Origin of the sequence: Kitasatospora sp. NPDC090308, assembly GCF_044769485.1 — a bacterium.
In the GTDB taxonomy this organism is placed as follows: Bacteria; Actinomycetota; Actinomycetes; order Streptomycetales; family Streptomycetaceae; genus Kitasatospora; species Kitasatospora fiedleri.
On record NZ_JBIVXY010000004.1, the window covers coordinates 323234 to 348555 of the forward strand.

Consider the following 25322-nt stretch of genomic DNA (forward strand, 5'->3'; position numbering starts at 1 on the left):
CTGCAACTGTGATGGGGTGTCACATTCGGAAAACGCCATAACCCTTGGCGCCCGCGATCGGTCCGCTGTGGATGGCGGACAGGCAGAGGCCGAGAATGGTGCGGGTGTCGCGCGGGTCGATCACTCCGTCGTCGTAGAGGCGGCCGGAGAGGAAGACCGGGAGGGACTCGGCCTCGATCTGCTGCTCGACGGCGGCGCGGATCGCGGCGTCGGCCTCCTCGTCGTAGGGCTGGCCCTTGGCGACGGCGGACTGGCGGGCGACCAGGGAGAGGACGCCGGCGAGTTGCTGGGGGCCCATCACCGCGGATTTGGCGCTCGGCCAGGTGAACAGGAAGCGGGGGTCGTAGGCCCGGCCGCACATGCCGTAGTGGCCGGCGCCGTAGGAGGCGCCCATCAGGACGGAGAGGTGCGGGACGGTGCTGTTCGCCACCGCGTTGATCATCATCGCGCCGTGCTTGATGATGCCGCCCTGCTCGTACTCCCGGCCGACCATGTAGCCGGTGGTGTTGTGCAGGAAGACCAGCGGGCGGTCCAGCTGGTTGGCGAGTTGGATGAACTGGGCGGCCTTCTGGGACTCCTGGCTGAACAGCACGCCCTGGGCGTTGGCCAGGATGCCGACGGGGTACCCGAGCAGGGTGGCCCAGCCGGTGGCGAGGCTGGTGCCGTAGCGGGGCTTGAACTCGTCGAAGTCGGAGGCGTCGACGATCCGGGCGATCACCTCGCGGGGGTCGAAGGGCGCCTTGAGGTCGCCGGGGACGATGCCGAGCAGTTCGTCCTCCGGGTACTTGGGCGGCTCGGGGCGACGCGCCGGTTCGGGGCCGGACTTGCGCCAGTGCAGGCGGTGGACGACCCGGCGGGCCAGGCGCAGGGCGTCGGGTTCGTCGAGGGCGAGGTGGTCGGCGAGGCCGGAGGTGCGGGCGTGCATCTCGGCGCCGCCGAGCGACTCGTCGTCGGACTCCTCGCCGGTGGCCATCTTCACCAGCGGCGGGCCGCCGAGGAACACCTTGGCCCGCTCCTTGACCATGATGACGTGGTCGGACATCCCCGGCACGTACGCGCCGCCCGCCGTGGAGTTGCCGAACACCACGGCCACGGTGGGGATGCCCGCCGCCGACAGCCTGGTCAGGTCGCGGAACAGCGCGCCGCCCGGGATGAATATCTCCTTCTGGCTGGGGAGGTCGGCGCCGCCGGACTCGACCAGGTTGATCAGCGGAAGCCGGTTGCGCAGCGCGATCTCGTTGGCCCGCAGGGCCTTGCGCAGCGTCCACGGGTTGGACGAACCGCCGCGCACGGTGGGGTCGTTGGCGGTGATCACGCACTCGGTGCCGGCCACCGTGCCGATGCCGGTGACCAGTGCCGCGCCGACCTGGTACGGGCTGCCCCAGGCGGCGAGCGGGGAGAGTTCGAGGAACGGCGAGTCCGGGTCGAGCAGCAGCTCGATCCGTTCGCGGGCCGCGAGTTTGCCCCGACCGCGGTGCCGTTCCAGGTACTTGGGTCCGCCGCCGGCCAGTGCCTTGGCGTGTTCGGCGTCCAGGTCGGCGAGTCTGGCGAGCATCGCGTCGCGGTTGGCCGCGTACTCGGGCGCGTCCGGGTCGAGCCGGGTGGGCAGGACGGTCACAGCGGGGCCTCCGGGGGCTCGGGCCGGACGGGCGGGAGAAGGGGTTCCGGGATGTCGAGGTGGCGGGAGCGCAGCCACTCCCCTAGCGCCTTCGCCTGGGGGTCGAACCTGGCCTGGGCGGCGACGCCTTCGCCGAGCAGGCCGCGGAGGGTGAAGTTGACCGCCCGGAGGTTCGGGAACAGGTGGCGCTCGATCTCCAGTTCGGCGGCCTCCGGGAGGAGTTCGCGCAGTCTGGCGACGGTGAGGGTGTGGGCGAGCCAGGGCCATCCGGCTTCGTCGCGGGCCCAGAGGCCGAGGTTGGCGTCGCCGCCCTTGTCGCCGCTGCGGGCCCCGGCGACCAGGCCGAGCGGGGCGCGGCGGGTCGGGCCGGGGGGCGGGGGTGGCGGCAACCGCACGGGCGGGAGCGGGGGTTGGCGGGTGGTGGTGGCCGTCGGGGGCGGGATGGAGACACGTCGGCCGGTGGCCGGGCGATCGACGGGCAGGCCGGCGGCGGCCAGGTGGCCAGCAGGCAGGTGGGCGGTGTGGTCGACCGCCTTCTGGTCCAACTCCCTCGCCTCGAACACCCCGTAGGGGCTGGGGCGGCCGGGCGGGGCGGTGAGGTGGAAGCCCGGGTAGCCGGCCAGGCCGAGTTCGACGGCGGCGGCGGTGAGGGCGCGTCCGACCCTGCGCTCCTGCGGGTCGCGGGCGGTGAGCCGGAGCAGGGTGCTGGCGCGTTCCTCGGTGTCGGCGTCCGGGTGCTGGGTGCGGGTCTCGGTCCAGCGCAGTTCGGCCGGCGGGTCGGCGGCCAGCGCCCGGCTCAACTGCCGTTGCACCAGGGCGGATTTGGCGTCGGCGTCCAGGCCGGTGAGGACGAACGCCAGCTCGTTGCGGTACCCGCCGAGCCGGTTCAGCCCGACCTTGAGGGTGGCGGGCGGGGCCTCGCCGCGCACGCCGTCGATCCGGACCCGGTCGGCGCCCTGCGCGGTGAGCGTCACGGTGTCCAGCCGGGCCGTGACGTCCGGCCCGAGGTAGCGCGGTCCGCCCGTCTCGTACAGGAGTTGGGCGGTGACGGTCTCCACGGTCACCGCGCCGCCGGTGCCCGGGTGCTTGGTGATCACGCTACTGCCGTCGGCGTGCAGTTCGGCGATCGGGAAGCCCGGGTGGTCGACGTCGTGCTCGGTGAAGAACGCGTAGTTCCCGCCGGTCGCCTGCGCCCCGCACTCCAGGACGTGGCCCGCCACCACCGCTCCCGCCAGCGCGTCCAGGTCGTCCGGCGTCCACCCGTGGTGGGCGATGCCCGGCCCGACCACCAGTGCGGCGTCCGTCACCCGGCCGGTCACCACCACGTCCGCGCCCGCGCGCAGGCACGCGGCGATCCCGAACGCCCCCAGGTAGGCGTTCGCGGCCAGCAGCGGACGGTGCGCGTCCCACTCCTCCGTCCAGCCGAACTCGTCGGCCCTGGGGAGGAGTTCGTCGCCGGTGACGTGGCCGATCCGGGCTCGGAGGCCCTGCCGGGCGGCGAGTTCGCCGAGCGCCTCGGCCAGCCGGGCCGGGTTGAGGCCGCCCGCGTTCACCACGATCCGCACCCCGCGGTCGAGCGCCTCGGCGAGGCACTCCTCGGCCTGCCGCAGGAACGTCCGCGCGTACCCCAGCGACGGGTCGCGCAGCCGGTCCCGGGCCAGGATCAGCATGGTCAGCTCGGCCAGGTAGTCCCCTGTCAGCACGTCCAGCGGTCCGCCGGTCAGCATCTCGCGGAACGCGCCGAACCTGTCCCCGTAGAACCCCGAAGCATTGCCGATCCGCAGCACGAAACCTCCCCAACTCCGCCGCACCCGGCTGCCGTTGACGGCGGTTTCCGGGAACGGAGCGCGTCCGGTCGGGACCGAGCGTGGCAGCAACCCGAAGACAAATCAAGCACGCGTGCTTGTTTTTGGTCGGCGGAGGACGAGCGGACCAGGGGTGGGGGCGCGGGACAGGACGGGTCGGGGTGGCGCGCGTTCCCGTGGTCCCCGGTGGGGCCGTTGTCGGCGAGGTGCGGCATGCTCCACGCGTGCTTCACGCGATGACCGAGCGCGGACTGTCGATGCGCGACCCGGGGCCGGCCGCCCCGGGCCGGCTGGTGGCGAACACGCAGCGGGGCGAATCCCACCTGATCGTCGAACGGTTCGGCGCGGACGAGCCGGCGGGCGACTGGTACGTGCAGGTCCGTCTCCGGGAGAACGGCGGCTACCAGTTGGAGTACCGCGACGGCGTCCCCGCCGAGCACTACCGGACCCTGACGGTCTCCCTCGCCGAGGTGGTGAACGCGCTGGTCGGCTGGTCGCGCGGGCAGCCGGAGTGGCGGTCGGGGTTCGACTGGACCGGCATCGGCCACTGGTGCACGGACACCGGTGACCGAATCGCGGACGGCGGCTGAGTACCGTCGCTGCGGTCGAGCCACGTTCGCGCGCGTGCGGGGGTGGCGGGGTTTCAGAGCATCCAGAGGCCGAAGCCCGCGACCAGGATGCCGGCGGCGATCAGCAGGGGGCCGAGCAGGTGGTCGCGGGGGCGGTCGGTGCCCGGGCGGATGCGGATGGTGGAGGCCAGGCCCGCACCGGAGAGCAGGACGCCGAGCGGCGTCAGGACCGCCCACAGGACGGGGGCGGCGAGGTGGCCGGAGATCATCGGCCGGTCGGCCCGCCGGCGGGTCGGGGGCGCGCGCCGGGCGCTGACGGGGCGTGGGGTGCGGCCATGGCGGGTCCTCCTGCGGTGTTCCGCACGACGCTACCCGGGGGCGCAACAAGACTCCGCCACGGATTGGCAAAGCCTTCCCCGCTCCCACCGGATCGCCTCGGGGCCACCACCTCTGACGGGACGTCAGGTTCACCCGGGCGGCCCATCAGCGCGAACGCGGAACAGTTCGATTCACAGGGAACGCCCAGCGAGTTCCCGGCATCCGCTCAGCCGCCTCCGGAGGGTCTCGCCGGCACCTCCCCGGGCGCGACGGCGGACGGCGGCGGCGGGCCGGGGACGTGGAAGGGCCCCGGTCCGGCACCACCTTGCCGGGCCGGGGCCACCTTGCGGGGCCGGGGCCGGGGCCCGCGGGAGCGGGGAGGAGCGCCCTCAGCCGACCGGGACGGTCGGGGCCGGTTCGACGGCGGGGGCGGCCGCCGCCTCCCGCACCGCCCGGGCCGCCGCGCGGCGGGCAATGAAGCGGTTGACCAGGGTGACCATCGCCCAGGCGTAGGCCCAGCCGACCAGGATGTCGATGATGAAGTGCTCGGCGCCGTAGACCAGCGTGAAGGCCATCGCCAGCGGGTACGCGGTGAGCAGGACGCGGAGGGTGCGGCCGGCCTTCGGCCAGAACACCAGGGCGATCATCATCGGGTAGGCGGCGTGCAGCGAGGGCATCGCGGCGACGTCGTTGGCGAACTTGCTGCCGTTCTCGAAGACGGTGCCGGCCCGGTGCAGGCCGCTGCTGTCGAGGACGGTGGAGACGACCCGGCTGACGGCCGGCATGTGGCCTTCCAGCGCGGTCAGCCACGGCGGGTCGGCCGGGTAGAGCACGTAGGTGACGAAGCCGATCGCGGTGATCGCCAGGTAGCAGCCGAGGAAGTGCCGGAACCGCGCGCGGTTGCGCTTCCACAGCACGGCGAGGATCACGAAGACCGCGAAGAAGTGCGACATGTAGACGGTGACGGCCGCGTAGTCGTACCACTGCGGCCGGCCGGGGTGGTACAGCCAGTCCTGGAGCCGGACGGTCCAGGTCTCGCCGAAGCCGAGCACCTTGTCGAAGGCGAGCTGCGGGGCGTAGTGCGGCCTCCAGGGGGTGTGCGAGCCGTAGCCCCGGAGCAGCGAGTACGTCCAGACCACGGCCATCACCGGGACCCAGTCGCGCAGGACGTACAGCCACCCCTTTCGACCGCCGCTGTGCACGGACGCCGCGATCAGGGCGGCGATCAGCCAGAGGAAGACCACGTCGTTGGCGTACGGCAGGCCGTAGACGACCAGGTAGCGCCAGAACGCCACGGCGAACAGCGGCCAGGCGAGGTGGCGGAGTCTGAGCCGGGACAGGAGGTGGAGCGCCAGGGAGCGTGACCGGGCTGCCAGGTGGGACGAGTCGATCATGCGTCACGAAGCTAGCAACTGCGGCTTGGAGATTCCTCCTGCCGCGCGCCGGGGTTCCCAGCGAGTTCCCAGGCGGCACACGGACGGGTCGAGGGCTCCGCCAACTGCCCTAATGTTCGACATTAATAATGTCGAGTATTAATGTGGTGGCATGACGAAGAAGGCGACGGGCGCCGGGAGCGGCCCCGGACCGGTCGATGACGACCGCGGCGGCGACGGCGGTTCCACCCGGGCGCGGCTGATCCGTTCCGCCGAGCGCGCGTTCGCGGCGCGGGGCGTGCACGGGGCGCAACTGCGCGAGGTGGTGCGGGGGGCCGGGCAGGCGAACCCGTCCGCGGTGCAGTACCACTTCGGTTCGCGCGAGGGGCTGCTGGACGCGGTGATGGCCGAGCGGCAGCGGCGCACCGAGCGGGCGCTCGCCGAGCGGCTGCCGCGGCCCGAGGGGTGCGGGCTGGGCGAGCTGCTCGGGGCGCTGGTGGACGCGGAGTCCACCGAGCTGCGCACCGAGCGCGGCCGGGACTGCCTGCGGATCTCCACCCAGGTCAGCCACCGCAGCGGCATCCGGGAGCGGCGTCCGCACGCCGGGCTCGCGGGCACCCTGTACTGGCGGCTGATCCTCGCGCTGGAGGAGCCGCTGGTCGCGCTGGCGCCCGAGCCCGTCCGGCTGGAGCGGATCGACCTGGCGCTGACCCTGATCGGGGCCGCGCTCGCCGAGCGCGCCCGGCAGCTGGCCGAGGGCGAGCCCACCCTGAGCGAGGACCGCGCGTACCTGGCCGACCTCGTCTCCGTCTGCACCGGCCTGCTGACCGCGCCGGTGCCCTGACCCCCGCCGCCGGGTACCGGGCGGCGAGCGCCGGGCGCCGGGCGCCGGATGTCGGCGGAGGACGTACCACTGGAACGAGCGCCCGCGGGGCGTCTGCCCCGCGGAGCGAGTGAGCGAGGAGCAAGTCATGAACGAGCTGTCCGGCAAGACCGTCGTCATCACCGGCGGGGCCCGGGGCCTGGGCGCGGAGACCGCCAAGCAGGCGGTCGAGGCGGGGGCGAACGTGCTGATCACCGACGTCCTGGACGCGGACGGCGAGGCCACCGCCGCGGCGCTGGGCGAGCGGGTCCGCTACCGCCACCACGACGTCACCTCGGAGCAGGACTGGGCGGACGTGGTCGCGTACGCGCGGGCCGAGTTCGGGGCGGTGCACGGGCTGGTGAACAACGCGGGCATCTCCACCGGGAGCTTCCTGGCCGAGGAGTCGGTGGAGCACTTCCGCAAGGTCCTGGACGTCAACCTGACCGGCGTGTTCATCGGCATGAAGGCGGTCATCCCGGCGCTGCGGGAGGCCGGGGGCGGTTCGGTGGTGAACATCTCCTCGGCGGCCGGCCTGATGGGCCTGGCGCTGACGGCCGGCTACGGCGCGTCCAAGTGGGGTGTCCGCGGGCTGACCAAGATCGGCGCGGTGGAGCTGGGCGTGGACCGGATCCGGGTGAACTCCGTCCACCCGGGCATGACCTACACCCCGATGACGGCGTCCACCGGCATCCGGCGCGGTGAGGGCAACTACCCCAACACCCCGATGGGCCGGGTCGGCGAGGCGCCCGAGATCGCCTCGGCCACCGTCTTCCTGCTCTCCGACGCGGCCTCCTACATCACGGGCGCCGAGCTCGCGGTGGACGGCGGCTGGACCACCGGCCCGACCGTCCGCTACGTGATGGGCCAGTGATCGAGCGGTCGAGCGGTCGACGGGCCGGTGATCGGGAGCCGGCGACCGGGGGCCGGTGATCGACGGCCGGTGTCAGTCCAGGACGGCGGACTCCCGCAGCGCGATCCGGGCGTAGCGGGTGGCCGCCTCCCCGCCGAGCCAGCCGTCGAAGTTCTCGGCGCCGATCGCGCTCAGGTTGGCGTCGTGGATCGGGAAGGTGCGCTCCGGGCGGATGGCGCGCACCATTTCGATCGCCTCCCGCAGGCTCAGCCACGGGCCGGACGCGGGGAGCAGCAGGGCGCGGACGTCCTCCCCCGGGCCGTGCGGGACGTGCAGGGCGTCGCCGGGGTGGTAGACGCCCTCGACCAGGTAGCCGAGGTTCGCGCAGTCCGGGTACTCGTCGATGACCTGCGCGTGCCGTCCGCCGACCGCGCGCACCGCGAAGCCGCCCGCCTCGAAACCCTCCCCCGCCCGGACGGCGGTGGGCGGGAGGCCGGCGAGGGCGGGGTGCCCGGCGAGTTCGGCCGCGAGCTCCGGGTGGGTGTAGACCTCCAGGCCCGGGTCGGCGGCGCGGGCGGCGGCGAGCAGGCCCTCGTCGAGGTGGTCGGCGTGCGCGTGCGTGTAGAGCACCGCCCGGACGCCGTGGAACGCCTCCGGCTCCGTCCAGCAGCCCGGATCGATCAGGACGGAGCGCTCCCCGTCGGGTGAGTCGATCCGGACGCAGGCGTGGGCGTACTTCGTCAGGCGCATCGGATCAACCTAGCCCGGGTCTCCGGTGGTCCGCATCCCGTTTTTCGCAGGGTGGTTGACGTGGCGTCAGCCACTGCGCCGGTGGCGGCCGAGCGGGCGGGTCGGACCCGAGGCGGGGTCAGCTGGGGTCGGTTTCGATGCGGTCGACGATGAGTTCGCAGAGTTCGTGGGTGCGCAGGGCGTCGGCGGCGTCGAGGGTCTTGCCGGCGCGGAGGGCGTCGAGGAAGTGCAGGACGATCTGTTCGATGCCGCGTTGGCGGGCGACGGGGACCCAGTCGCCGCGGCGGCGGACGGTGGGCTGGCCGCGGTGGTCGACGACCTCGGCGAGGTTGTGGACCTCGCGCTTGGAGTCGGCGCCGGAGACTTCGAGGATCTCCTCGGTGGAGCCGGAGACCCGGTTCATGATGCCGAGGGCGGTGAAGCCGTGGCCGGCGAGGGTGAGGACGACGTGCTCGACCAGGCCGTCGCGGGTGCGGGAGCGGACGTCCACGTGCTCGATCTCGCCGGGGACGAGGAAGCGCAGGGTGTCGACGACGTGGATGAAGTCGTCGTAGACCAGGGTGCGGGCGCGTTCGGGGAGGCCCTCGCGGTGCTTCTGGAGCACGATCAGGTCGCGCGGGCGCTCGGCGGCGAGCAGGTAGCCGGGGGCGTGGCGGCGGTTGAAGCCGACCATCAGGGAGCGGCCGGTGCGCTCGGCGAGGGAGGTCAGGCGGCGGGCGCCGTCGAGGTCGTAGGCGAGCGGCTTGTCGACGTACACGTCGACGCCGCGGGTGAGCAGTTCCTCGACGATCGGGACGTGCTGGTCGGTGGCGGCGTGGACGAAGGCGGCGCGGATGCCGGAGTCGATGAGTTCGCCCAGGTCGGTGGTGCGGAACGGGAGGCGGTGGGCGTCGCCGATCCGGTCGAGCTTGGCCCGGTCCCGGGTCATCAGGCGCAGGTCGATGCCGGGTTGGGCGGTGAGGACGGGCAGGTACGCCTTCTGCGCGATGTCGCCGAGTCCGACGACGCCGATCGGGATCGGGTTCGTGCCGGGTTCGGTCTGGTGATCGCTCATCGGGCACTCCTGCGAGGGTGGGTGGTGGTGGTCCCTGGCCACCCGGCAGCATATGCCAGGACGGGTGTTGAGCAGTCAGGACGTGGTGGATCGGCCGATTCGCGTCGGTGCGGCAGGAGGGCAGCGAGGGAGCGGAGGGTCGGGAGCGGCGCCGAGGATCCGGCGGAAGTCGGCCACCGCGGTGTCGAACCGGTCGCGGTAGCCGCCCTGGGCCAGTCGCAGCATGAAGGCCACCGCGTCGTCCGGCTGCGGGTCGGTGTAGGGCTGTCCGTTGTAGTCGAGGAAGAGCAGCATCGACTCGAAGGCGGTGCGCTTGTTCCGGTCCGTCATGGGGTGGTTGCGGGCCAGTGACTCGCCGAGCGCGACCGCCTTGGTCCACGCGTCCGGGTACGCGTCCGCCCCGAACGCGGAGGACTGCGGGCGGCCGAGCGCGGAGCGCAGCAGCGAGCGCTCGCGGACCACCGCGACGTCGCCCAGCAGGTAGGCGATGTCGTCCTCGTCCAGGTGGTCGGTGGTGTGCTGGTGGGGCGCGTTCACAGCTCGGCCAGCCTCTCCAGCGTCTCGGCGTTCGCGGCCCGGATCCGGGCCACCAGCGCGGCCCGTCGTGCGGCGCGCTGCTCGGCGTCGGGTCGCCGGTCCTGGTCCTGGCCCTGGTTCTGGTCCTGGAGCTGGAGCTGGAGCTGGTTGCGGTCGTGCGGCATCTCGGGCCTCCCCCCGGTCGGTTCGGAAACGGAAACTAGCAGGTGGGAGGGGTGGCTTTCGACCGGTTATCGGGGAGGGTCGGGGGCGCGGGGCGGTCAGGCCGGGTGGTCGAGGGGGGCGGCGGCCTCGGCGAGGGCGGTGAGGACCGGGCTGATCAGGGGGTGGAGTTCGGCCCCGGCCCGGGTCGCGGCGAAGACCCTGCGGGTGGCGAGGGCGCTGTCGACGGGGCGGACGGCGACGGCGGCGAGTTCGGCGCCGCGCAGGGCGGAGCGCGGGACGAGGGCGACTCCGGCGCCGGCCGAGGCGAGCGCGGTGACGGCGCGGAAGTCGTCGGAGGAGTGGACCAGCCGCGGCTGGAACCCCGCGTGCTCGCAGGCGAGCAGGACCACGTCGTGGCAGGGGTTGCCGGGGTAGGGGCCGATCCAGGGTTCGGCGGCGAGGGCGGCGACCGCGACGGGCCCGCTCCCGGCGGCCAGCGGGTGGCGCAGCGGGAGGACGGCGTCGAAGGGTTCGGCGTACAGCGGCAGGCGGGTCAGGCGGCGGTCGTCGGGGCGCGGCGCGCCCCGGTACTCGACGGCGACGGCGATGTCGGCGCGCCCGTCGAGCAGCATCGGCAGGCTGGCGTCGCCCTCCGCGTCCAGGACGCGCACCCGCAGGTCGGGGGCGGTGTCCGCGAGGGCGGTGACGGCGGGGGCGAGGACGAGGGCGATGCCGGTGGCGAAGGCGGCCACGGTGACCTCGCCGGCCGCGCCGGAGCTGTAGGCGGCCAGGTCGGCCTCGGCGCGTTCGAGCTGGGCGAGGACGGCGTCGGCGTGGGTGAGCAGGATCTCCCCGGCGGCGGTGAGCCGGACGCCCCGGCCGGCGCGGACCAGCAGGGTGTGGCCGGTCTCCTGTTCGAGGGCGGCGAGCTGCTGGGAGACCGCGGAGGGGGTGAGGTAGAGCGCGGCCGCGGCGGCGGTCACGGTCCGGTGGTCGGCCACGGCCCGGAGGGTCCGCAGCCGTCGTGCGTCGATCACGGGTCAATTCTGCCAGCGCGGCGGAGCCGACCGGGACGGGGGCGGCCGGGACGGGGCGGCCGGGCGGCCCGGGAACCCCGGCGCGGAGGCCGGAGGCCGGGGGGTGGCGCGGGGAGCCGGGAGTGGCTCCCCGCGCCGGGCGGGCCGTCCCCGGAGGGGGGTGGGGGGCGGCCCGGAGGGGGGCGCGGTCGAGGGTCGGTCCGCGCCCTGGCGGAAGGGGACGGGGTCAGGCGTCCAGGGCGGTGCGGGCGTCGATGAAGGCGGCGACGGCGCGTTCGACGTCCTCGGTGCTGTGGGCGGCGGAGAGCTGGACCCGGATCCGGGCGGCGCCGTGCGGGACCACGGGGTAGGAGAAGCCGATCACGTAGACGCCGCGTTCGAGCAGGAGTTCGGCGAGGCGGCCGGCCTTGGCGGCGTCGCCGACCATGACGGGGGCGATGGCGTGCTCGCCGGGCAGGATCTCGAAGCCGGCCTCGGTCATCTTCGTCCGGAACAGCTCGGTGTTGGCGCGCAGCCGGTCGCGCAGGTCGTCGCCGGTCTCCAGCAGGTCGAGCACGGTGAGCGAGGCGGCGGCGATCACCGGGGCGAGCGAGTTGGAGAACAGGTAGGGGCGGGAGCGCTGGCGCAGCAGGGCGACGATCTCGCGGCGGGCGGCGACGTAGCCGCCGGACGCGCCGCCGAGGGCCTTGCCGAGGGTGCCGGTGATGATGTCGACCCGGTCGGTGACGCCGTGCAGTTCGGGCGTGCCGCGGCCGGTGGGGCCGACGAAGCCGACGGCGTGCGAGTCGTCGACCATGACCATGGCGTCGTAGCGGTCGGCGAGGTCGCAGATCTCGGCGAGCGGGGCGATGTAGCCGTCCATCGAGAAGACGCCGTCGGTGACGATGAGGCGGCGGCGGGCGTCCTGGGTGTCCTGCAGCTGCTTCTCCAGGTCGGCGAGGTCGCGGTTGGCGTAGCGGTGGCGGCGGGCCTTGCAGAGCCGGATGCCGTCGATGATGGAGGCGTGGTTGAGTGCGTCGGAGATGACGGCGTCGCGCTCGTCGAGCAGGGTCTCGAAGACGCCGCCGTTGGCGTCGAAGCAGGAGGAGTAGAGGATGGTGTCCTCCTGCCCGAGGAACTGGGAGAGCCGCTGCTCGAGCTCCTTGTGGACGTCCTGGGTGCCGCAGATGAAGCGCACCGAGGCCATGCCGTAGCCCCAGCGGTCCAGGGCGTCCTTGGCGGCGGCGACCACGGCGGGGTGGTCGGCGAGGCCGAGGTAGTTGTTGGCGCAGAAGTTGAGCACCTGGCCGCCGTTGCCGGAGGTGACGGTGATCTCGGCGGACTGCGGGGTGCCGATGACGCGTTCCGGCTTGAACAGGCCGGCTTCGCGGATCTCGGCGAGGGTGGCGGCGAGGTCGTCGCGGACGTTCTCGAACACGGGGTGTCGCTCCTAACGAGGGATCAGCTGGCTTGCCGGGGAAGGGAGTTCGAGGACAGTCCCTAGAGCGTCGTCCAGTCGAGGATGACCTTGCCGCAGTTGCCGCCGGCGGCCTCGTCGAAGGCGGCGTCGAAGTCCCGGGCGGCGTGCCGGCCGGTGATCACCGGGGTGAGGTCGAGTCCGCCCTCGAGCAGCACGGACATCGCGTACCAGGTCTCGAACATCTCGCGGCCGTAGATGCCCTTGATGGTGAGCATCGAGGTGACCACCCGGGCCCAGTCGATCGGGAAGTCGTCGGCGGGCAGGCCGAGCATGGCGATCTTCCCGCCGTGGGTCATGTTGGCGATCATCGACTGCATGGCCTCGGGGCGGCCGGACATCTCCAGGCCGACGTCGAAGCCCTCGCGCAGGCCGAGCCGGTGCTGGCCGTCCTCGATGGTGTGCTGCGAGACGTCCAGGGCGAGGGTGACGCCGAGCTCGCGGGCCAGGTCGAGGCGGTACGGGGAGACGTCGGTGATCATGACGTTGCGGGCGCCGGCGTGCTTGGCGACGGCGGCGGCCATGATGCCGATCGGCCCGGCGCCGGTGACCAGGACGTCCTCGCCGACCAGCGGGAAGGAGAGCGCGGTGTGCACGGCGTTGCCGAACGGGTCGAAGATCGCGGCGACGTCGAGGTCGACGGGGACGCGGTGCACCCAGACGTTGGAGGCGGGCAGCGCGACGTACTCGGCGAACGCGCCGTCGCGGTTGACGCCCAGGCCGACGGTGTTGCGGCACAGGTGGCGGCGGCCGGCCAGGCAGTTGCGGCACTTGCCGCAGACCAGGTGGCCCTCGCCGCTGACCAGGTCGCCGACGTTGACGTCGGTGACGGCCGCGCCGACGGCGGCGACCTCGCCGACGAACTCGTGGCCGACGGTCAGCGGGGTCTTGATGGTCTGCTGGGCCCAGCCGTCCCACTTGCGGATGTGCAGGTCGGTGCCGCAGATGCCGGTGCGCAGGACCTTGATCAGGACGTCGCCGGGGCCGATCTCCGGTTCCGGGACGTCGGTCATCCACAGTCCGGGTTCGGCGTTCAGCTTGACGAGTGCCTTCACGGCGAGCGCTCCTGACGCGGGGTTCGGCGGGCCTGCGGGTCGGCAGGCCCGGGTGCGGGCGTGCGGCGGTTCGCAGCCCGGTGGGGCGGCCCGGCGTGCGGCGGTGACCGGCCCGGCAGGGTGAAATCTGCCCGGTCACGGTGGGTTCGGTCCATCGAGGAATTCTTAACGGGTGCCACAGCTGGGCTGAACGATCGTGCCCGAGCCGGGCCGCCGGTCCGGCTCCGGCGTGCCGCAAGACACCCGGACGGAGCAGCGACGCGGGGGCGTCCGGGCGGTGCCGAAGGGGGCCGAGGGGGGTGCTGGGCGGAGGCCCGCAGGCGGCCGATGGGCGGCCGGCGGGTGGCTGACGGCGGGTCAGCCGGGTGTCCGGGTTTTGACCTAGCCTTGACATTCGGGATTGGTCCAGTCCATTTTGTTGTGCGCGCTCCCTACGCACCTCCGCCCCCATCCCCCACTGGAGGTCCCCGTGCACGCCCCCAACCGCCGCACCACCGCGGTCGGCGCCGCCGCGCTGCTGCTGGCGACGGCCGCCGTCGCCGCCGTCCCGAGCAGCGCGAGCGCCGCGAACATCCTGACCAACCCCGGTTTCGAGACCGGCACGCTGAGCGGCTGGTCCTGCTCCGGCGTCCTCGGCTCGGTGGTCTCCACCCCCGTCCACGGCGGCTCGAAGGCGCTGGCCGGCGCGGCCAGCGCCTCGGACAACGCCAAGTGCGTGCAGACCGTCGCGGTGCAGCCCAACACCACCTACTCGCTGTCGAGTTGGGTGCGCGGCAACTACGTGTACCTCGGCGTCACCGGCGGCGCCTCGACCTGGACGCCGGCCGCGGCCGACTGGAAGCAGCTGACGGTCAGCTTCACCACCGGCGCCTCGCAGACCAGCGCCGAGGTGTACCTGAACGGCTGGTTCGGGCAGGGCACGTACTACGCGGACGACATCAGCCTGGACGGCCCGGGCGGCGGCACGCCGGACACCCAGGCGCCGACCGCGCCGACCGGCCTGGCCGCGACCGCGACGGCCGCCACCCAGGTCTCGCTCTCCTGGGGCGCGTCGAGCGACAACGTCGGCGTCACCGGCTACGACGTGTACCGCAACGGCACGCTGGCCACCACCGTCACCGGCACCACGGCGACCGTCACCGGCCTGAGCGCGGGCACCTCCTACACCTTCACCGTCAAGGCGCACGACGCCGCGGGCAACGCCTCCGCCGCGTCCAACTCCCTCTCGGTGACCACGCCTTCGGGCGGGGACCAGCAGGCGCCGACCGCGCCGACCGGCCTGGCCGCGACCGCGACGGCCGCCACCCAGGTCTCGCTCTCCTGGGGCGCGTCGAGCGACAACGTCGGCGTCACCGGCTACGACGTGTACCGCAACGGCACGCTGGCCACCAGCGTCACCGGCACCACCGCGACCGTCACCGGCCTGACCGCCTCGACCGCGTACACCTTCACCGTGAAGGCCCGCGACGCGGCCGGCAACGCCTCCGCCGCGTCCAACGCGCTGGCGGTGACCACGCCCCCGACCACCACCCCGAGCGGCTTCAAGCAGGCCGCGCCGTACCTGTACAACGGCTGGGGCAACCCGCCGGCCGCGACCACCGTGATGAACGCCACCGGCGTCAAGTGGTTCACCCTGGCCTTCGTGCTGGCGCAGAACGGCTGCAACCCGGCCTGGGACAGCCAGCGCCCGCTGCTGGGCGGCGTGGACCAGCAGACCGTCAACGCGGTGCGCGCCGCGGGCGGCGACGTCGTCCCGTCCTTCGGCGGCTGGTCGGGCAACAAGCTCGGCCCGAACTGCGCCGACGCGACCGCGCTGGCCGGTGCCTACCAGAAGGTGATCGACGCCTACAACCTGAAGGCGATCGACATCGACATCGAGAACACCGACGAGTTCGAGAACTACACCGTCCAGGACCGCATCCTGAACGCGCTGAAGATCGTCAAGCAGAAGAACCCCGGCATCCGGACGATCGTCACCTTCGGCACCTCGACCAGCGGCCCGACCGCCCCCGGCAACCGGCTGATCGAGCAGTCCAAGGCACTCGGCGCGGACATCGACGTCTTCACCATCATGCCGTTCGACTTCGGCAACGCGTCCACCGACATGTACGCCGCCACCGTCAGCGCCGCCACCGGCCTGAAGAACAAGCTCAAGTCGGTCTACGGCTGGGACGACGCCACCGCCTACGCGCACCTGGGCATCTCCGGCATGAACGGCCTCAGCGACACCAACGAGACCACCACCGTCGCCAACTGGACCGCGATCCGCGACTGGGCCAACACCAACCACATCGCCCGCCTGGCGTTCTGGTCGGTCAACCGGGACCGCGGCTGCGCGGGCGGCGGCCTGCAGGAGACCTGCTCCGGCATCGCCCAGTCCGACTGGCAGTTCAGCTCCATCACGGCCGGCTTCACCGGCTGACGCACCGCCACTCCCCCGACGGCCCCGGTCCCACCCCACGGAGACCGGGGCCGTCCCCGTGCCCGTGCCCGTGCCCGTGCCCCGACGGAACGGGTCCGGCGGGCGGCACGGACCGGGCGCGGCGTCAGTCGGTGGTGGCCAGCCGGGCCGGGAAGCCGCCGGTGGCGATCGGGCCCCAGCGGCGCGGGGTGATCCGGATCAGCGACTTGCCCTGGCGGCGCATCGCGGCGCGGTACTCGTCCCAGTCCGGGTGCTCGCCGGAGATGGTGCGGTAGTACTCGACCAGCGGCTCCAGCGCCTCCGGCAGGTCCAGCACCTCGGCCTCGCCGTCGACCTGCACCCAGGGGCCGTCCCACTCGTCGGAGAGCACGACCACGCTGACCGCGGTGTCGCGCCGGGCGTTGCGGGTCTTGGCCCGCTCCGGGTAGGTGGAGACCACGATCCGGCCGGCGTCGTCGACGCCGCAGGTCAGCGGGGACGCCTGCGGGCTGCCGTCGGCGCGCCGGGTGAGCAGCAGGGCACGGTGGCGGGGGCGGACGAAGTCCAGCAACTCGGCGAGTTCCACCCGGGTGTTGGTGGCGATCGAAGGGCTCATGGCGGTCAGCCTAGTGCGGCGCTCCGGAATCGTGCCGGATCAGCGCGGGCGGTCCTGACGGGGCGTCGGGACGCACTAGGGTCTTGCTCCGTCGGCAGGCTGCGAGACGGAGGGAGCTGGGACGGTGCGGACCGCGACCGTGACGCCCGAGGGCGATCAGATGCGCTGGGTGGAGTTCGAGGGACGGGAGGCGGCCCGGGTCTACGTGCACGGGCTGGGGGCCAGCGCGCCCGCGTACTTCGCGGCCTCGGCGGTCCATCCGCTGCTGGCCGGGCGGCGGTCGCTGCTGGTGGACCTGCTGGGGCACGGCCTCAGCGACCGGCCGACCGGCTTCGACTACACCCTGGAGTCGCACGCCGACGCGCTGGCCGCGCTGCTGACCGCCGCGGGGGTGTCGGGCGCGGAGCTGGTCGCGCACAGCATGGGCGGTTCGGTGGCGGTGGTGCTCGCCGACCGCCACCCGCACCTGGTGTCCCGGCTGCTGCTGGTGGACGCCAACCTCGACCCGGTGCCGCCCCGGCCCGGACACGGCGGCGGGAGCGGCATCGCCGCGTACACCGAGGAGGAGTTCCTCGCCGGGGGCTGGGCCGAGGTCGCGGACCGGGTGGGGCCGCACTGGTGGTCCACCATGCGGCTGGCCGGGCGGGAGGGGCTGTACCGCAGCGCCGTCCACCTGGCCCGCAACACCTCGCCGACGGTGCGGGAGGTGCTGAGCGGCCTGTCCGTGCCGCGCACCTTCCTGCTGCCGGCGTCCGACACCCCGCTGCCGGGCGCGGAGGCGCTGGCCGCCGCCGGGGTGTCGGTGGTGGCCGTCCCGGACTGCGGGCACAACATCATGCTGGACAACCCGGAGGGCTTCGCCCGGGCCGCCGCCGCCGCGCTCGCGCCGGAGGCGTAGCGGCGGCGGGGTAGCGGCGGCGTAGCGGACGGGAGCAGCGGGGCGGGGCGGACGGGCGGGGCGGGGCGGACGGGGCGTCAGTCCAGCGGGGTGTGGAAGGCGGTGGTGAAGCTGGCGCCGTTGGCGAGGCTGATCACGCCGGGTTCCGGGTTGGCGATGCCGCGGTTGAAGGCGCCGCCGTAGCCGTGGCCGATCATGAAGACGCCCCAGTTGACCACCACTGGCTCGGTGCGGCCCGTCCCGTCGCCGACCGGGAAGCGCTCCACCACCGGCCGCACCCGCCGCTGCACCACGTACGGGCCGCCCGCGGCGGCGGCCACCTTGGCCCGCCACTCCGCCTCCCCGGTCTGCCAGCCGGGGAGGACGTCGAGTCCGCCGTGCCCGGCGGTGGCCTTGAGGGTGAACTCCTCGCGGTGGGCCAGCACGTACGGCAGCAGGTCGACCTGTTCGCCGTCGGCCTCGACCTTGCGGTCGGCGAGCATCCGCGTCCACGGCAACAGGCCGTCGACCAGGGCGAGTTCGGCGGTGCCGAAGGCCGGGCGGTGGCGTTCGTCGCTGACCAGCGCGAGGCAGCCCTTGGCGCCGTACAGCTCGGTCTCCAGGGTGGCGAACAGCGCGACCAGGCCCGCGTCGGCGGCGGCCAGGATCGGGGCGGCCAGCGCGGCATCGGCCGGGTCGACCAGGTCCTCGCTGACGAACCAGCGGTGCACCAGGTCGATCCGCCGGCCGTGCACGTACACCCCGTCGGCGCGGGTCTCGACCTGGCCCGCGTGGCAGGGGACCGCCTCGATGCCCAGCGGGGCGAGCATCTCGGCCATCACCCGCAGCCGCGGCTCCAGGCTGGGGAAGCTGGTCGGCCAGTCCACCAGGGCGACCAGCGGGGCGGCGTCGAAGTCCAGCTCGGGGAACGCCTCGCGCCACATGGCGACCAGCAGGTGCAGGGTGTCGGCGTACTCCAGGCGGTGTTCGGCCACGAAGCGGCGCAGCTGCTCGTCGCCGAGCATGGCCCGGTTGATCAGCGGGGTGTCGAAGCCGCCGAGCGGGCTGCCGACGTTCAGCTCCAGCAGCTTGAAGCCGCCGGCCTCCTGGTAGAGGTCGGAGCGGGCGATCCGCGGCACGGTGCGCGGCCTGCCGTCCGGGCGCAGCGAGGTGGCGATCTGGAGCGGCGACCAGCCGGCCGCCGCGGCGAACGCCCGGACGTCGCCGTCGAAGAGCCGGTGCGGCAGCGAGAGCAGCAGGTCGTAGAGGCCGCTGAGGCGGACGCCGAGGTCGCGGGCGGTGGCGCCCTCCAGGAAGACCGGGCGGGTCAGGTAGTTGCCGCCCAGGGCCGTCCGCAGCGCGGTGTCCTCGGCGCAGCGCCGGGCCAGCGACTCGGCGCTCGGGCGGCCGGCCAGGTAGGCGGCGGTCAGCGCGTTCTCGGCGACCGGGGGGGTGCTGGTGGCGGGGCGGGTCGGCGCGGGGCTGGTCATCGGGCTGCTCCTCGGCTGGCGGCGGCGGGGGCGGGTGCGGCGGGGACGGGCTGGGGGTCCGCGGCGGTGGGTGCGGAGACGGAGACGGGAACGGGTGCGGCGGGCGCGGGGTGCGGGCCGGTGGCGGTGCGGCGGCGGGCGGCGAGGTGGCGCAGGGCGTGGTGGCCGACCAGGACGATCAGGGTGCCCAGCGTGATGCCGCTCAGCGAGAAGCCGCCCGTGACGCCGATCGAGACGCCGCCGATCCCGGCGACCACGCCCGCCGCGGTGGGGACCAGGTGGACGGGGTCGCCGAAGTCGACCCGGTTCCGGACCCAGATGTTCGCGCCGAGCAGGCCGATCATGCCGTAGAGGACCACGGTGATGCCGCCGAGCACCCCGCCGGGGGTGGCGGCGACGATCGCCCCGAACTTGGGGCACAGGCCGAGCAGGACGGCGGTGCCGGCGGCCACCCAGTACGCGGCGGTGGAGTAGACCCGGGTCGCGGCCATCACGCCGATGTTCTCGGCGAAGGTGGTGGTCGGGGCGGAGCCGGTGCCGGCCGCGACCGCCGTGGCCAGGCCGTCGGCGAACAGGGCGCGGCCGAGGCTGCCGTCCAGGTCGCTGCCGGTCATCTCGGCAACCGCCCGCACGTGGCCGGTGTTCTCGGCGACCAGGGCGATCACCGCGGGCAGCGCGAGCAGGATCGCGGAGAGCCGGAACTCCGGCGCGTGTGTGGAGGGCAGGCCGATCCAGTCGGCGTGCGCCACCGCGCCGAGGTCGACCCGGAAGTGGGTGGTGACCGCGCCGGTGGCGTCGGGGGCGGTGATCGGGCCGGTGGTGAGGTCCAGCAGCCAGGAGAGGGCGAAGCCGAAGACCAGGCCGACGAAGACCGAGATCCGCCCCCAGAAGCCGCGCAGCAGGACGCCGGAGGCGAGCACCACGGCCATCGTGGCCAGCGCCGTCCACTGGTCCTGCGGCCAGTAGATCCGGGCGACCACGGGGGCCAGGTTGAAGCCGATCAGCAGCACCACCGCGCCGGCCACCACCGGCGGGAAGAGCCGGTTGACGACGGCGCTGCCGGCCCGGTGCACGGCCAGGCCGACCAGGGCCAGCGCGATGCCGGACACCGCGACCGCGCCGGTGACGACGGCGCTGGAGCCGCCGGCCGCCCGGATCGCGGCGACCGCGCCCACGAACGAGGCGCTGGTGCCGAGGTAGCTGGGGATGCGGCCGCGCACCACCAGCAGGAAGAGCGCGGTGGCGATGCCGGACATCATGATGCCGAGGTTCGGGTCGAGGCCCATCACCAGCGGGAAGACGAAGGTGGCGCCGAACATCGCCACCACGTGCTGGGCGCCGAGGCCGACCGTCCGGGGCCAGCTGAGCCGCTGGTCGGGCCGGACGGCGGCGCCGGGGCGCGGTTCGCGGCCGTCGCCGTGCAACTCCCAGGTCAGGCCGAGCCGTTCACGCAGCACCGGACACCTCCGCGGACGCGACCGGAGCGGGGGCCGCCGGAGCGGGGGCGGTGGCGGCGGGGTCTGCGGACGCGACGGGCTCGGCCGACGCGACGGGCTCGGCGGGCTCGGCGGACTTCGCGGGCCGTCCGCCGAGCCCCTGCACCAGCAGCACCGACAGCAGGCTGAACGCGGCCAGGAACACCCACGGCCACAGCGGGCCGCGCCCCAGCAGGGCGGTCAGGACCACCGGCGACACGGCGCCGCCGATCGTCCAGGAGAGTTGGAAGGCGGCCTGGTAGCGGCCCTGGATGTGCTCCTTGGCCATCGCCACGCTGAGTTCGTTGGACGGCGGGCCACCGACCATCTCCGCCAGCGTGTAGACCAGCACGGCCAGCACCAGGCCCGCCTCGACCGCCCAGCCGGGCACCGCCGACAGCGCGCCGAACAGCGCGAACGCCACCGCGTTCAGGATCGCGGCCAGCGCCAGCACCCGTACGGGGTTGCGGTGTTCGCCCCAGCGGGCGACGGTGGTCTGGGCCAGCGCGACCAGGCCGGTGTTCAGCACGACCAGGGCGCCGACGATCCAGGCGGCGGAGTGCAGCGTCCCGGTGGCGTAGACGGCGAGCAGCACCGGCAGCACCATGGCGGCCAGCACGAAGCCCAGGTTGGCGGCGACCAGGCGCAGGTAGGGCAGGTCGCGCAGGACGTCCCGGTAGCTGCCGGCCGGGCGGTCGGCGGGGGCGGCGGCGGTGGGGCGGGGCTGTTCGCCGGTCGGGCGCCAGGAGGAGATCAGCCAGGCGGCGAGCAGGAAGGTCGCGGTGTTGGCGACCACCACGGCCCGCAGGCCGGTGGTGCCGGCGAACTGGAGCAGCAGGGCGGCGACGGCCGCGCCGAAGCCCGCGCCGATGTTGCGCAGCGAGCTGGTGAGCGCGAACCAGCGCTGCCGTTCGCCCTCGCGGGCGGCCAGCACGACCAGCGGGCGGCTGGAGGTCCAGTAGATGTTCGAGCCGGTCTGCACGACCAGTTGGAACAGCACGATCATCCAGGCCTGGCGGCAGAACAGGAAGCCGAGGAAGCCGCCGGCCGACACCAGGTTGCCCACCGCGACCACGGCGCGCGGGCCGATCCGGTCCAGCAGCGGCCCGACCAGGGCGGGCACCGGCAGCGAGAGCAGGTGGCCCAGGGTCAGGGCCGCGCCGATCTCGACCAGCGGCAGGTCGGTGGTCCGGGTGAAGTAGACGACGGTGAAGGCGAGGACCAGTCCGTTGCCGAGGCTGTCGATGACGTTGGCCGCCAGGAACCGGCCGTTGCCGGTGAGGTCGGGCAGGCCGAGGAGGTGTCGCAGTCCGCGCGGCGGCTGCGGCGGCCGTGCGGACTGCGACGGCCGGGGTGCGCTGTTGTCCATGACTCTCCTGCGGGCGCGCGGCGGCCGCCCCGGTGGCGGCCGCCGCTTGGGTGTGGGGGCGTCAGTTTCCGTACGCCCGGGCGAACTTGCCGGTGATGTAGGGGCCGGAGCGGACCGGGGCGTGCCGCGGCGGGTTGTCCCGGTCGGTGCAGGTGGCGATGCACTCGATCAGGGCGTCGTAGTTCGGCTGGTGGAAGAACGGCACCGAGTAGCGCTCGTTGTGGGCCTCTTCGCGGGGCGGGTTGACCACCCGGTGCACGGTGCTGACCCAGGCGTCGTTGGTCCAGATCGCCATCAGGTCGCCGATGTTGACGACGAAGGAGCCCTCGACCACGGGGACGTCCAGCCAGCGGTCGCCGGTGCGGTCGAGCACCTGGAGGCCGCCGGTGCCGTTGTCCTGGTAGAGGATGGTGAGGCTGCCCCAGTCGCTGTGCTCGCCCTTGCGCAGCTGTCCGGGTGCGGGCGGGACGGGCTGCGCCGGGTAGTAGTTGGCGGTCAGGTTGGTCATGTGCTGGTCGATCTTGTCCTCGAACCAGTCCTCGGGCAGGCCGAGTCCGAGGGCGAACAGCCGCATCAGCTCGCCGGCCAGCCGTTCCATCTCGGCGTAGTAGCCGCGGTACGCGTCGGCGAAGCCCGGCAGGTCGGGCCACGGGTTGGGGGTGCGCAGCGCCGGGGCGGCGTCGGCGGGCAGGGCGCGGGCGCCCTCGGGTTCGCCGAGCCGGTTGACGGTGAAGGTCTCCGAGACGTCGGGGCGGGCCCGTTCGGTGGCCACCGAGGCGTCCGGGTTGGACGCGGCGAGGCTGCCGCTGCGGCCGAAGCCGCGCATCAGCGGGTCGGCGGGGTCGGCCAGGTGGGCGGCCTTGACCTCCGGCGGGAGCGCGAAGAACTCGCGGGTGGCGCGGTACATCTCGGTGATGGCCTGCTCGGGGACGCCGTGGCCGACGATGACCAGGAAGCCGCTGGTGCGGCAGGTCCGGTCGACGGCCGCGGCGACCTCGGCGCGGCGGCGGGGGTCGGTGCGGGCGCCGCTCAGGTCGATGACCGGCACGTAGCCGTCCACCAGGGTCACCGGGGTGCCCGTCGGGGCGGCGGTCGCTGCCAGGGTCGGCACGGTTCTCACCTCTCTGCTGTCTGCTGTCTGCTGTCGGTGGGGCGGCCGGGGCCGCGGTCGGCCGGGCCGGGGCCCGGGGTCGGTCAGGTGTCGTGCCGGGCGGGCACCGCCGTTTCGCGGACGGTGCTGCCGCAGCGGGTGCGCAGGACGACGGCCGGGACCTCGCCGGGGCGGGGCAGCCGCAGGGTGCGCTCCTCCGTCCAGCCGGCGAAGCGGAACTCGCCGCCGCCGAGGTGGACCAGGCCGAGCTCGGGTTCGCCGGGCGCGGTCAGGAACAGCCGGTCCGCGCGGAGCAGCACGGTGCTGGGCAGTCGGCGCTGGTGGCGCAGGAAGGCGCCGTCCGCCTCGTCCCGGTCGGTGAAGGACTCGGGGACGTCGAAGCGCAGGCCGTGGGCGGCCCGGGCGGCGGCGTCGAGCGGGGCCGGGGGCCGGGCCAGGATGCTCTCGGCCAGCACCTCGGGGGTGCGGAAGACCGGCGGGAAGAGGTCCAGCAGGGCGCGGTTGGGCAGCAGGTCGGCGACCAGGTGGACCGGGGTGCCGTCGGTGCCGGGGTGCAGCAGCCGGTGGCTGCGGCTGACGTCGCCGTACCAGAGGGTGCCCGGCGTCCACTGCTGCGGTTCGCCCTCGATGACCAGTCCGGCGCCGGGGTGGGCGGTGAGCGGCAGGTAGAGCCGGACGGTGCCCCAGGCCAGGCCGTTCTTGGTGTCGCGGTGCGGGGCGCCGCTGGCCCCGGGGGTGAGCGCCATCAGCCGGACGGCCCGTTTGGCGGCGGGCAGGGCGCCCAGCACCTCGGCGAGGTACGGGGCGCCGGCCAGCCACGGGGTGTCGGCGAAGTCGTCCCGGTCGGGGCCGCCGGCGTCGGTGCGCTCGGGGTCGCCGCCGATGCTGCGCAGCGGCAGGGTGCGCCACTGCTCGGGGACGGCGGTGAGGGCCTGGGCCGGGTAGCGCCGGCGGCGGTGCCAGTGGACCTGGCGGAGCGCCGCCAGCTCCGCGCCCAGCCGGACGACGTCGAAGTCGCCGTCCAGCCGGGCGGAGCGGGGCAGTCGGGAGAAGGCGGGGGTGGCCATGCGCTGCTGCACGGACTGCCTTTCTCGGTCGGTGGGTGGTGACGGCGGGTGGTGCCGCGGTGCCGGTGGGGGGTGCCCGTGGTGGTGTCCGGGGCCGGTCAGGCCCAGCGCGGCGGCGGGGGCCGCCAGCTGTCGCAGAGCGCGAGCAGGTCGCCGGCCTTGCGGACCGGGACCAGCGAGGCGCTCTCCTCGGGCCGCATGAACCCGGCCCGGGCGATGCCCTCGACCGTGTCGAGCAGGCCGTCCCAGTAGCCGTCGGTGTTCAGGACGGTGACCGGTTTGCCGTGGTGCCCGAGGATCAGCCAGGCCCAGACCTCGAAGAGCTCCTCGACGGTGCCCAGGCCGCCCGGCAGGGCGACGAAGCAGTCGCCGAGCCGGGCCATCAGGTCCTTGCGCTCGTGCATGGTGTCGACCACGTGCAGTTCGGTGAGGCCGAGGTGGGCGACCTCGGCGTCGTGCAGCGAGCGCGGGATGACGCCGGTGACCCGGCCGCCGGCCGCCATCGCGCTGTCGGCGACCACGCCCATCAGTCCGACGCTGCCGCCGCCGTAGACGATCTCGTGCCCGGCCTCGGCGAGTTCGCGGGCGAAGGCGGCGGCCTCCCGGGCGTACACCTCGTCCCGGCCCGCCGAGGAGCCGGCGTAGACGGTGACCCGCATCAGGGGCTGACCCGGCCGTAGGTCTCGAAGGCCGCGTGGGTGACCGGCATCAGGGCCTTCCAGGCGTCCTCCATCTGCTCGGCGACCAGCTCGATCTCGCGCTGCGGGTGCGAGGGGTAGGTGGCGTCGGCGCGGTTGGTGCGCAGGCTCAGGAAGTGCATCAGGCCGCGGGAGTTGCAGGTCGCGTACACCGAGGAGTAGGTGGCCACCGGCAGCACCATGCGGGCGATCTCGCGGGCGATGCCGGACTCCAGCATCGCGGTGTACTCCTCGTACGCCTTGGCGTAGACGGCGTGCGCGGAGGTGAGGATCTGCTCGTGGTCCTGGTCGGTGCCCGGGACGTACTGGTAGTGGCCGGGCTTGCCCTTCTGACGCAGCAGGCGCTCGCCGTCCGGGACGTAGAAGACCGGGCGCAGCTCCCGGTAGCGGGCGCTCTCCTCGTTGAACGACCAGGTGCGGTGGCGCATCAGGTGGCGGACGGTGAAGATCGGCGCGGTGATCAGGAAGGTCATGTAGTTGTGCTCGAAGGGGCTGCCGTGGCGGCTCTTCATCAGGTAGTTGAGGAGTCCGGCGCTGTAGCCCTCGCCCTTGTCCTCGATCTGGGCGTCCTCGCCGATGGTGGAGACCCGGGCGGCCCGGACGACGCCGGCGTCGCTGGCCCGGTGGTCGACCAGTTCGACGGAGATGTCGCTGCGCAGTTCGACGCCGGGGGCGGTGTCCAGGACGGAGCCCTGCTCGCTGACCAGCATGGTGGCGGTTCCTCTCGGTTCGGTCGCGTGGTGCGCGTAGTGCGTGTGGTTCGTGGGTTCGCGGTGGGACGGGGCGG

Annotated in this window: 24 protein-coding genes; 5 read left to right on the plus strand and 19 right to left on the minus strand. The window is 73.9% G+C overall.

Features of this window, described 5'->3' with window-relative positions:
- Nucleotides 1-19 precede the first annotated feature (19 nt).
- Together ACIQVD_RS12010 and ACIQVD_RS12015 are read right to left on the minus strand one after the other, a co-directional pair.
- On the minus strand, nt 20-1618 hold the full coding sequence (locus ACIQVD_RS12010) for an acyl-CoA carboxylase subunit beta (RefSeq protein ID WP_402288238.1): 1599 nt from the start codon (nt 1616-1618) through the stop codon (nt 20-22).
- Nucleotides 1615-3405, minus strand: a complete 1791-nt coding sequence (locus ACIQVD_RS12015) for an acyclic terpene utilization AtuA family protein (protein WP_402288240.1) — start codon at nt 3403-3405, stop codon at nt 1615-1617. Before ACIQVD_RS12015 ends, ACIQVD_RS12010 begins: the two co-directional genes overlap by 4 nt.
- Before the next feature lie 242 nt (nt 3406-3647).
- Here ACIQVD_RS12015 and ACIQVD_RS12020 point away from each other — a divergent pair, with 242 nt between their 5' ends.
- Nucleotides 3648-4013 (plus strand): hypothetical protein, encoded by a 366-nt coding sequence (locus ACIQVD_RS12020; protein ID WP_402288243.1) that lies wholly within the window; start codon nt 3648-3650, stop codon nt 4011-4013.
- Nucleotides 4014-4066: 53 nt separating this feature from the next.
- Here ACIQVD_RS12020 and ACIQVD_RS12025 read toward each other — a convergent pair whose 3' ends face one another.
- Nucleotides 4067-4261 (minus strand): hypothetical protein, encoded by a 195-nt coding sequence (locus ACIQVD_RS12025; RefSeq protein WP_400684949.1) that lies wholly within the window; start codon nt 4259-4261, stop codon nt 4067-4069.
- Between the two features lie 438 nt (nt 4262-4699).
- On the minus strand, nt 4700-5704 hold the full coding sequence (locus ACIQVD_RS12030) for a phosphatase PAP2 family protein (RefSeq protein ID WP_402288245.1): 1005 nt from the start codon (nt 5702-5704) through the stop codon (nt 4700-4702).
- A gap of 151 nt (nt 5705-5855) precedes the next feature.
- Between ACIQVD_RS12030 and ACIQVD_RS12035 the strand changes: the two genes are divergently transcribed.
- The gene (locus tag ACIQVD_RS12035; RefSeq protein WP_402288248.1) at nt 5856-6527 is read left to right on the plus strand and encodes a TetR/AcrR family transcriptional regulator; all 672 of its coding nucleotides are present in this window, start codon (nt 5856-5858) and stop codon (nt 6525-6527) included.
- A gap of 127 nt (nt 6528-6654) precedes the next feature.
- On the plus strand, nt 6655-7419 hold the full coding sequence (locus ACIQVD_RS12040) for a glucose 1-dehydrogenase (RefSeq protein ID WP_400684942.1): 765 nt from the start codon (nt 6655-6657) through the stop codon (nt 7417-7419).
- Between the two features lie 72 nt (nt 7420-7491).
- On the opposite strand, the gene ACIQVD_RS12045 is transcribed toward ACIQVD_RS12040, so the two are convergent.
- The 7 genes from ACIQVD_RS12045 to tdh all read right to left on the minus strand — a co-directional run bounded on the left by ACIQVD_RS12045 (nt 7492) and on the right by tdh (nt 13431).
- Nucleotides 7492-8148, minus strand: a complete 657-nt coding sequence (locus ACIQVD_RS12045; protein ID WP_402288252.1) for an MBL fold metallo-hydrolase — start codon at nt 8146-8148, stop codon at nt 7492-7494.
- Between the two features lie 118 nt (nt 8149-8266).
- Nucleotides 8267-9202, minus strand: a complete 936-nt coding sequence (locus tag ACIQVD_RS12050) for a Gfo/Idh/MocA family protein (protein ID WP_402288255.1) — start codon at nt 9200-9202, stop codon at nt 8267-8269.
- Nucleotides 9203-9277: 75 nt separating this feature from the next.
- Nucleotides 9278-9739: a type II toxin-antitoxin system death-on-curing family toxin gene (locus ACIQVD_RS12055; protein ID WP_400684934.1), complete on the minus strand. Its 462-nt coding sequence runs from the start codon at nt 9737-9739 to the stop codon at nt 9278-9280.
- Nucleotides 9736-9903 (minus strand): hypothetical protein, encoded by a 168-nt coding sequence (locus tag ACIQVD_RS12060; RefSeq protein ID WP_402288257.1) that lies wholly within the window; start codon nt 9901-9903, stop codon nt 9736-9738. Before ACIQVD_RS12060 ends, ACIQVD_RS12055 begins: the two co-directional genes overlap by 4 nt.
- A gap of 96 nt (nt 9904-9999) precedes the next feature.
- Nucleotides 10000-10920 (minus strand): LysR family transcriptional regulator, encoded by a 921-nt coding sequence (locus tag ACIQVD_RS12065; RefSeq protein WP_400684928.1) that lies wholly within the window; start codon nt 10918-10920, stop codon nt 10000-10002.
- Nucleotides 10921-11146: 226 nt separating this feature from the next.
- The gene (locus tag ACIQVD_RS12070; protein WP_111551628.1) at nt 11147-12337 is read right to left on the minus strand and encodes a glycine C-acetyltransferase; all 1191 of its coding nucleotides are present in this window, start codon (nt 12335-12337) and stop codon (nt 11147-11149) included.
- Nucleotides 12338-12399: 62 nt separating this feature from the next.
- On the minus strand, nt 12400-13431 hold the full coding sequence (gene tdh, locus ACIQVD_RS12075; protein ID WP_400684924.1) for an L-threonine 3-dehydrogenase: 1032 nt from the start codon (nt 13429-13431) through the stop codon (nt 12400-12402).
- Between the two features lie 469 nt (nt 13432-13900).
- On the opposite strand from tdh, the gene ACIQVD_RS12080 reads away from it, so the two are divergent.
- Nucleotides 13901-15853: a fibronectin type III domain-containing protein gene (locus ACIQVD_RS12080; RefSeq protein ID WP_402288261.1), complete on the plus strand. Its 1953-nt coding sequence runs from the start codon at nt 13901-13903 to the stop codon at nt 15851-15853.
- 124 nt (nt 15854-15977) lie between these two features.
- Here ACIQVD_RS12080 and ACIQVD_RS12085 read toward each other — a convergent pair whose 3' ends face one another.
- Nucleotides 15978-16448 (minus strand): PPOX class F420-dependent oxidoreductase, encoded by a 471-nt coding sequence (locus ACIQVD_RS12085; protein ID WP_400684918.1) that lies wholly within the window; start codon nt 16446-16448, stop codon nt 15978-15980.
- Nucleotides 16449-16572: 124 nt separating this feature from the next.
- Here ACIQVD_RS12085 and ACIQVD_RS12090 point away from each other — a divergent pair, with 124 nt between their 5' ends.
- The gene (locus ACIQVD_RS12090; RefSeq protein ID WP_400684915.1) at nt 16573-17346 is read left to right on the plus strand and encodes an alpha/beta fold hydrolase; all 774 of its coding nucleotides are present in this window, start codon (nt 16573-16575) and stop codon (nt 17344-17346) included.
- 77 nt (nt 17347-17423) lie between these two features.
- On the opposite strand, the gene ACIQVD_RS12095 is transcribed toward ACIQVD_RS12090, so the two are convergent.
- From ACIQVD_RS12095 to thyX, 7 genes are all read right to left on the minus strand, one after another.
- On the minus strand, nt 17424-18815 hold the full coding sequence (locus ACIQVD_RS12095) for a hypothetical protein (protein ID WP_402288263.1): 1392 nt from the start codon (nt 18813-18815) through the stop codon (nt 17424-17426).
- On the minus strand, nt 18812-20272 hold the full coding sequence (locus ACIQVD_RS12100) for a uracil-xanthine permease family protein (protein WP_402288266.1): 1461 nt from the start codon (nt 20270-20272) through the stop codon (nt 18812-18814). The genes ACIQVD_RS12095 and ACIQVD_RS12100 overlap by 4 nt, the downstream gene beginning before the upstream one ends.
- A complete protein-coding gene (locus tag ACIQVD_RS12105; RefSeq protein ID WP_402288269.1) occupies nt 20262-21659 on the minus strand; it encodes an MFS transporter in 1398 nt (465 codons plus the stop codon). Before ACIQVD_RS12105 ends, ACIQVD_RS12100 begins: the two co-directional genes overlap by 11 nt.
- 61 nt (nt 21660-21720) lie before the next feature.
- Nucleotides 21721-22770, minus strand: a complete 1050-nt coding sequence (locus ACIQVD_RS12110) for an isopenicillin N synthase family dioxygenase (RefSeq protein WP_400684903.1) — start codon at nt 22768-22770, stop codon at nt 21721-21723.
- Nucleotides 22771-22853: 83 nt separating this feature from the next.
- Nucleotides 22854-23849, minus strand: a complete 996-nt coding sequence (locus ACIQVD_RS12115) for an aspartyl/asparaginyl beta-hydroxylase domain-containing protein (RefSeq protein ID WP_400684900.1) — start codon at nt 23847-23849, stop codon at nt 22854-22856.
- An 86-nt stretch (nt 23850-23935) separates the two neighbouring features.
- Nucleotides 23936-24496 (minus strand): TIGR00730 family Rossman fold protein, encoded by a 561-nt coding sequence (locus tag ACIQVD_RS12120; RefSeq protein WP_100838920.1) that lies wholly within the window; start codon nt 24494-24496, stop codon nt 23936-23938.
- The gene (gene thyX / locus ACIQVD_RS12125) at nt 24496-25245 is read right to left on the minus strand and encodes an FAD-dependent thymidylate synthase (protein ID WP_100838921.1); all 750 of its coding nucleotides are present in this window, start codon (nt 25243-25245) and stop codon (nt 24496-24498) included. The genes ACIQVD_RS12120 and thyX overlap by 1 nt, the downstream gene beginning before the upstream one ends.
- Nucleotides 25246-25322: the final 77 nt, after the last annotated feature.

What these genes read in the sequence shown, in the direction of transcription:
- ACIQVD_RS12060 (WP_402288257.1), bottom strand. Translation starts at nt 9,903, where the DNA reads ATGCCGCACGACCGCAACCAGCTCCAGCTCCAGCTCCAGGACCAGAAC.
- ACIQVD_RS12120 (WP_100838920.1), bottom strand. Translation starts at nt 24,496, where the DNA reads ATGCGGGTCACCGTCTACGCCGGCTCCTCGGCGGGCCGGGACGAGGTG.
- ACIQVD_RS12030 (WP_402288245.1), bottom strand. Translation starts at nt 5,704, where the DNA reads ATGATCGACTCGTCCCACCTGGCAGCCCGGTCACGCTCCCTGGCGCTC.
- thyX (WP_100838921.1), bottom strand. Translation starts at nt 25,245, where the DNA reads ATGCTGGTCAGCGAGCAGGGCTCCGTCCTGGACACCGCCCCCGGCGTC.
- ACIQVD_RS12040 (WP_400684942.1), top strand. Translation starts at nt 6,655, where the DNA reads ATGAACGAGCTGTCCGGCAAGACCGTCGTCATCACCGGCGGGGCCCGG.
- ACIQVD_RS12045 (WP_402288252.1), bottom strand. Translation starts at nt 8,148, where the DNA reads ATGCGCCTGACGAAGTACGCCCACGCCTGCGTCCGGATCGACTCACCC.
- ACIQVD_RS12025 (WP_400684949.1), bottom strand. Translation starts at nt 4,261, where the DNA reads ATGATCTCCGGCCACCTCGCCGCCCCCGTCCTGTGGGCGGTCCTGACG.
- ACIQVD_RS12105 (WP_402288269.1), bottom strand. Translation starts at nt 21,659, where the DNA reads ATGGACAACAGCGCACCCCGGCCGTCGCAGTCCGCACGGCCGCCGCAG.
- ACIQVD_RS12050 (WP_402288255.1), bottom strand. Translation starts at nt 9,202, where the DNA reads ATGAGCGATCACCAGACCGAACCCGGCACGAACCCGATCCCGATCGGC.
- ACIQVD_RS12035 (WP_402288248.1), top strand. Translation starts at nt 5,856, where the DNA reads ATGACGAAGAAGGCGACGGGCGCCGGGAGCGGCCCCGGACCGGTCGAT.
- ACIQVD_RS12095 (WP_402288263.1), bottom strand. Translation starts at nt 18,815, where the DNA reads ATGACCAGCCCCGCGCCGACCCGCCCCGCCACCAGCACCCCCCCGGTC.
- ACIQVD_RS12085 (WP_400684918.1), bottom strand. Translation starts at nt 16,448, where the DNA reads ATGAGCCCTTCGATCGCCACCAACACCCGGGTGGAACTCGCCGAGTTG.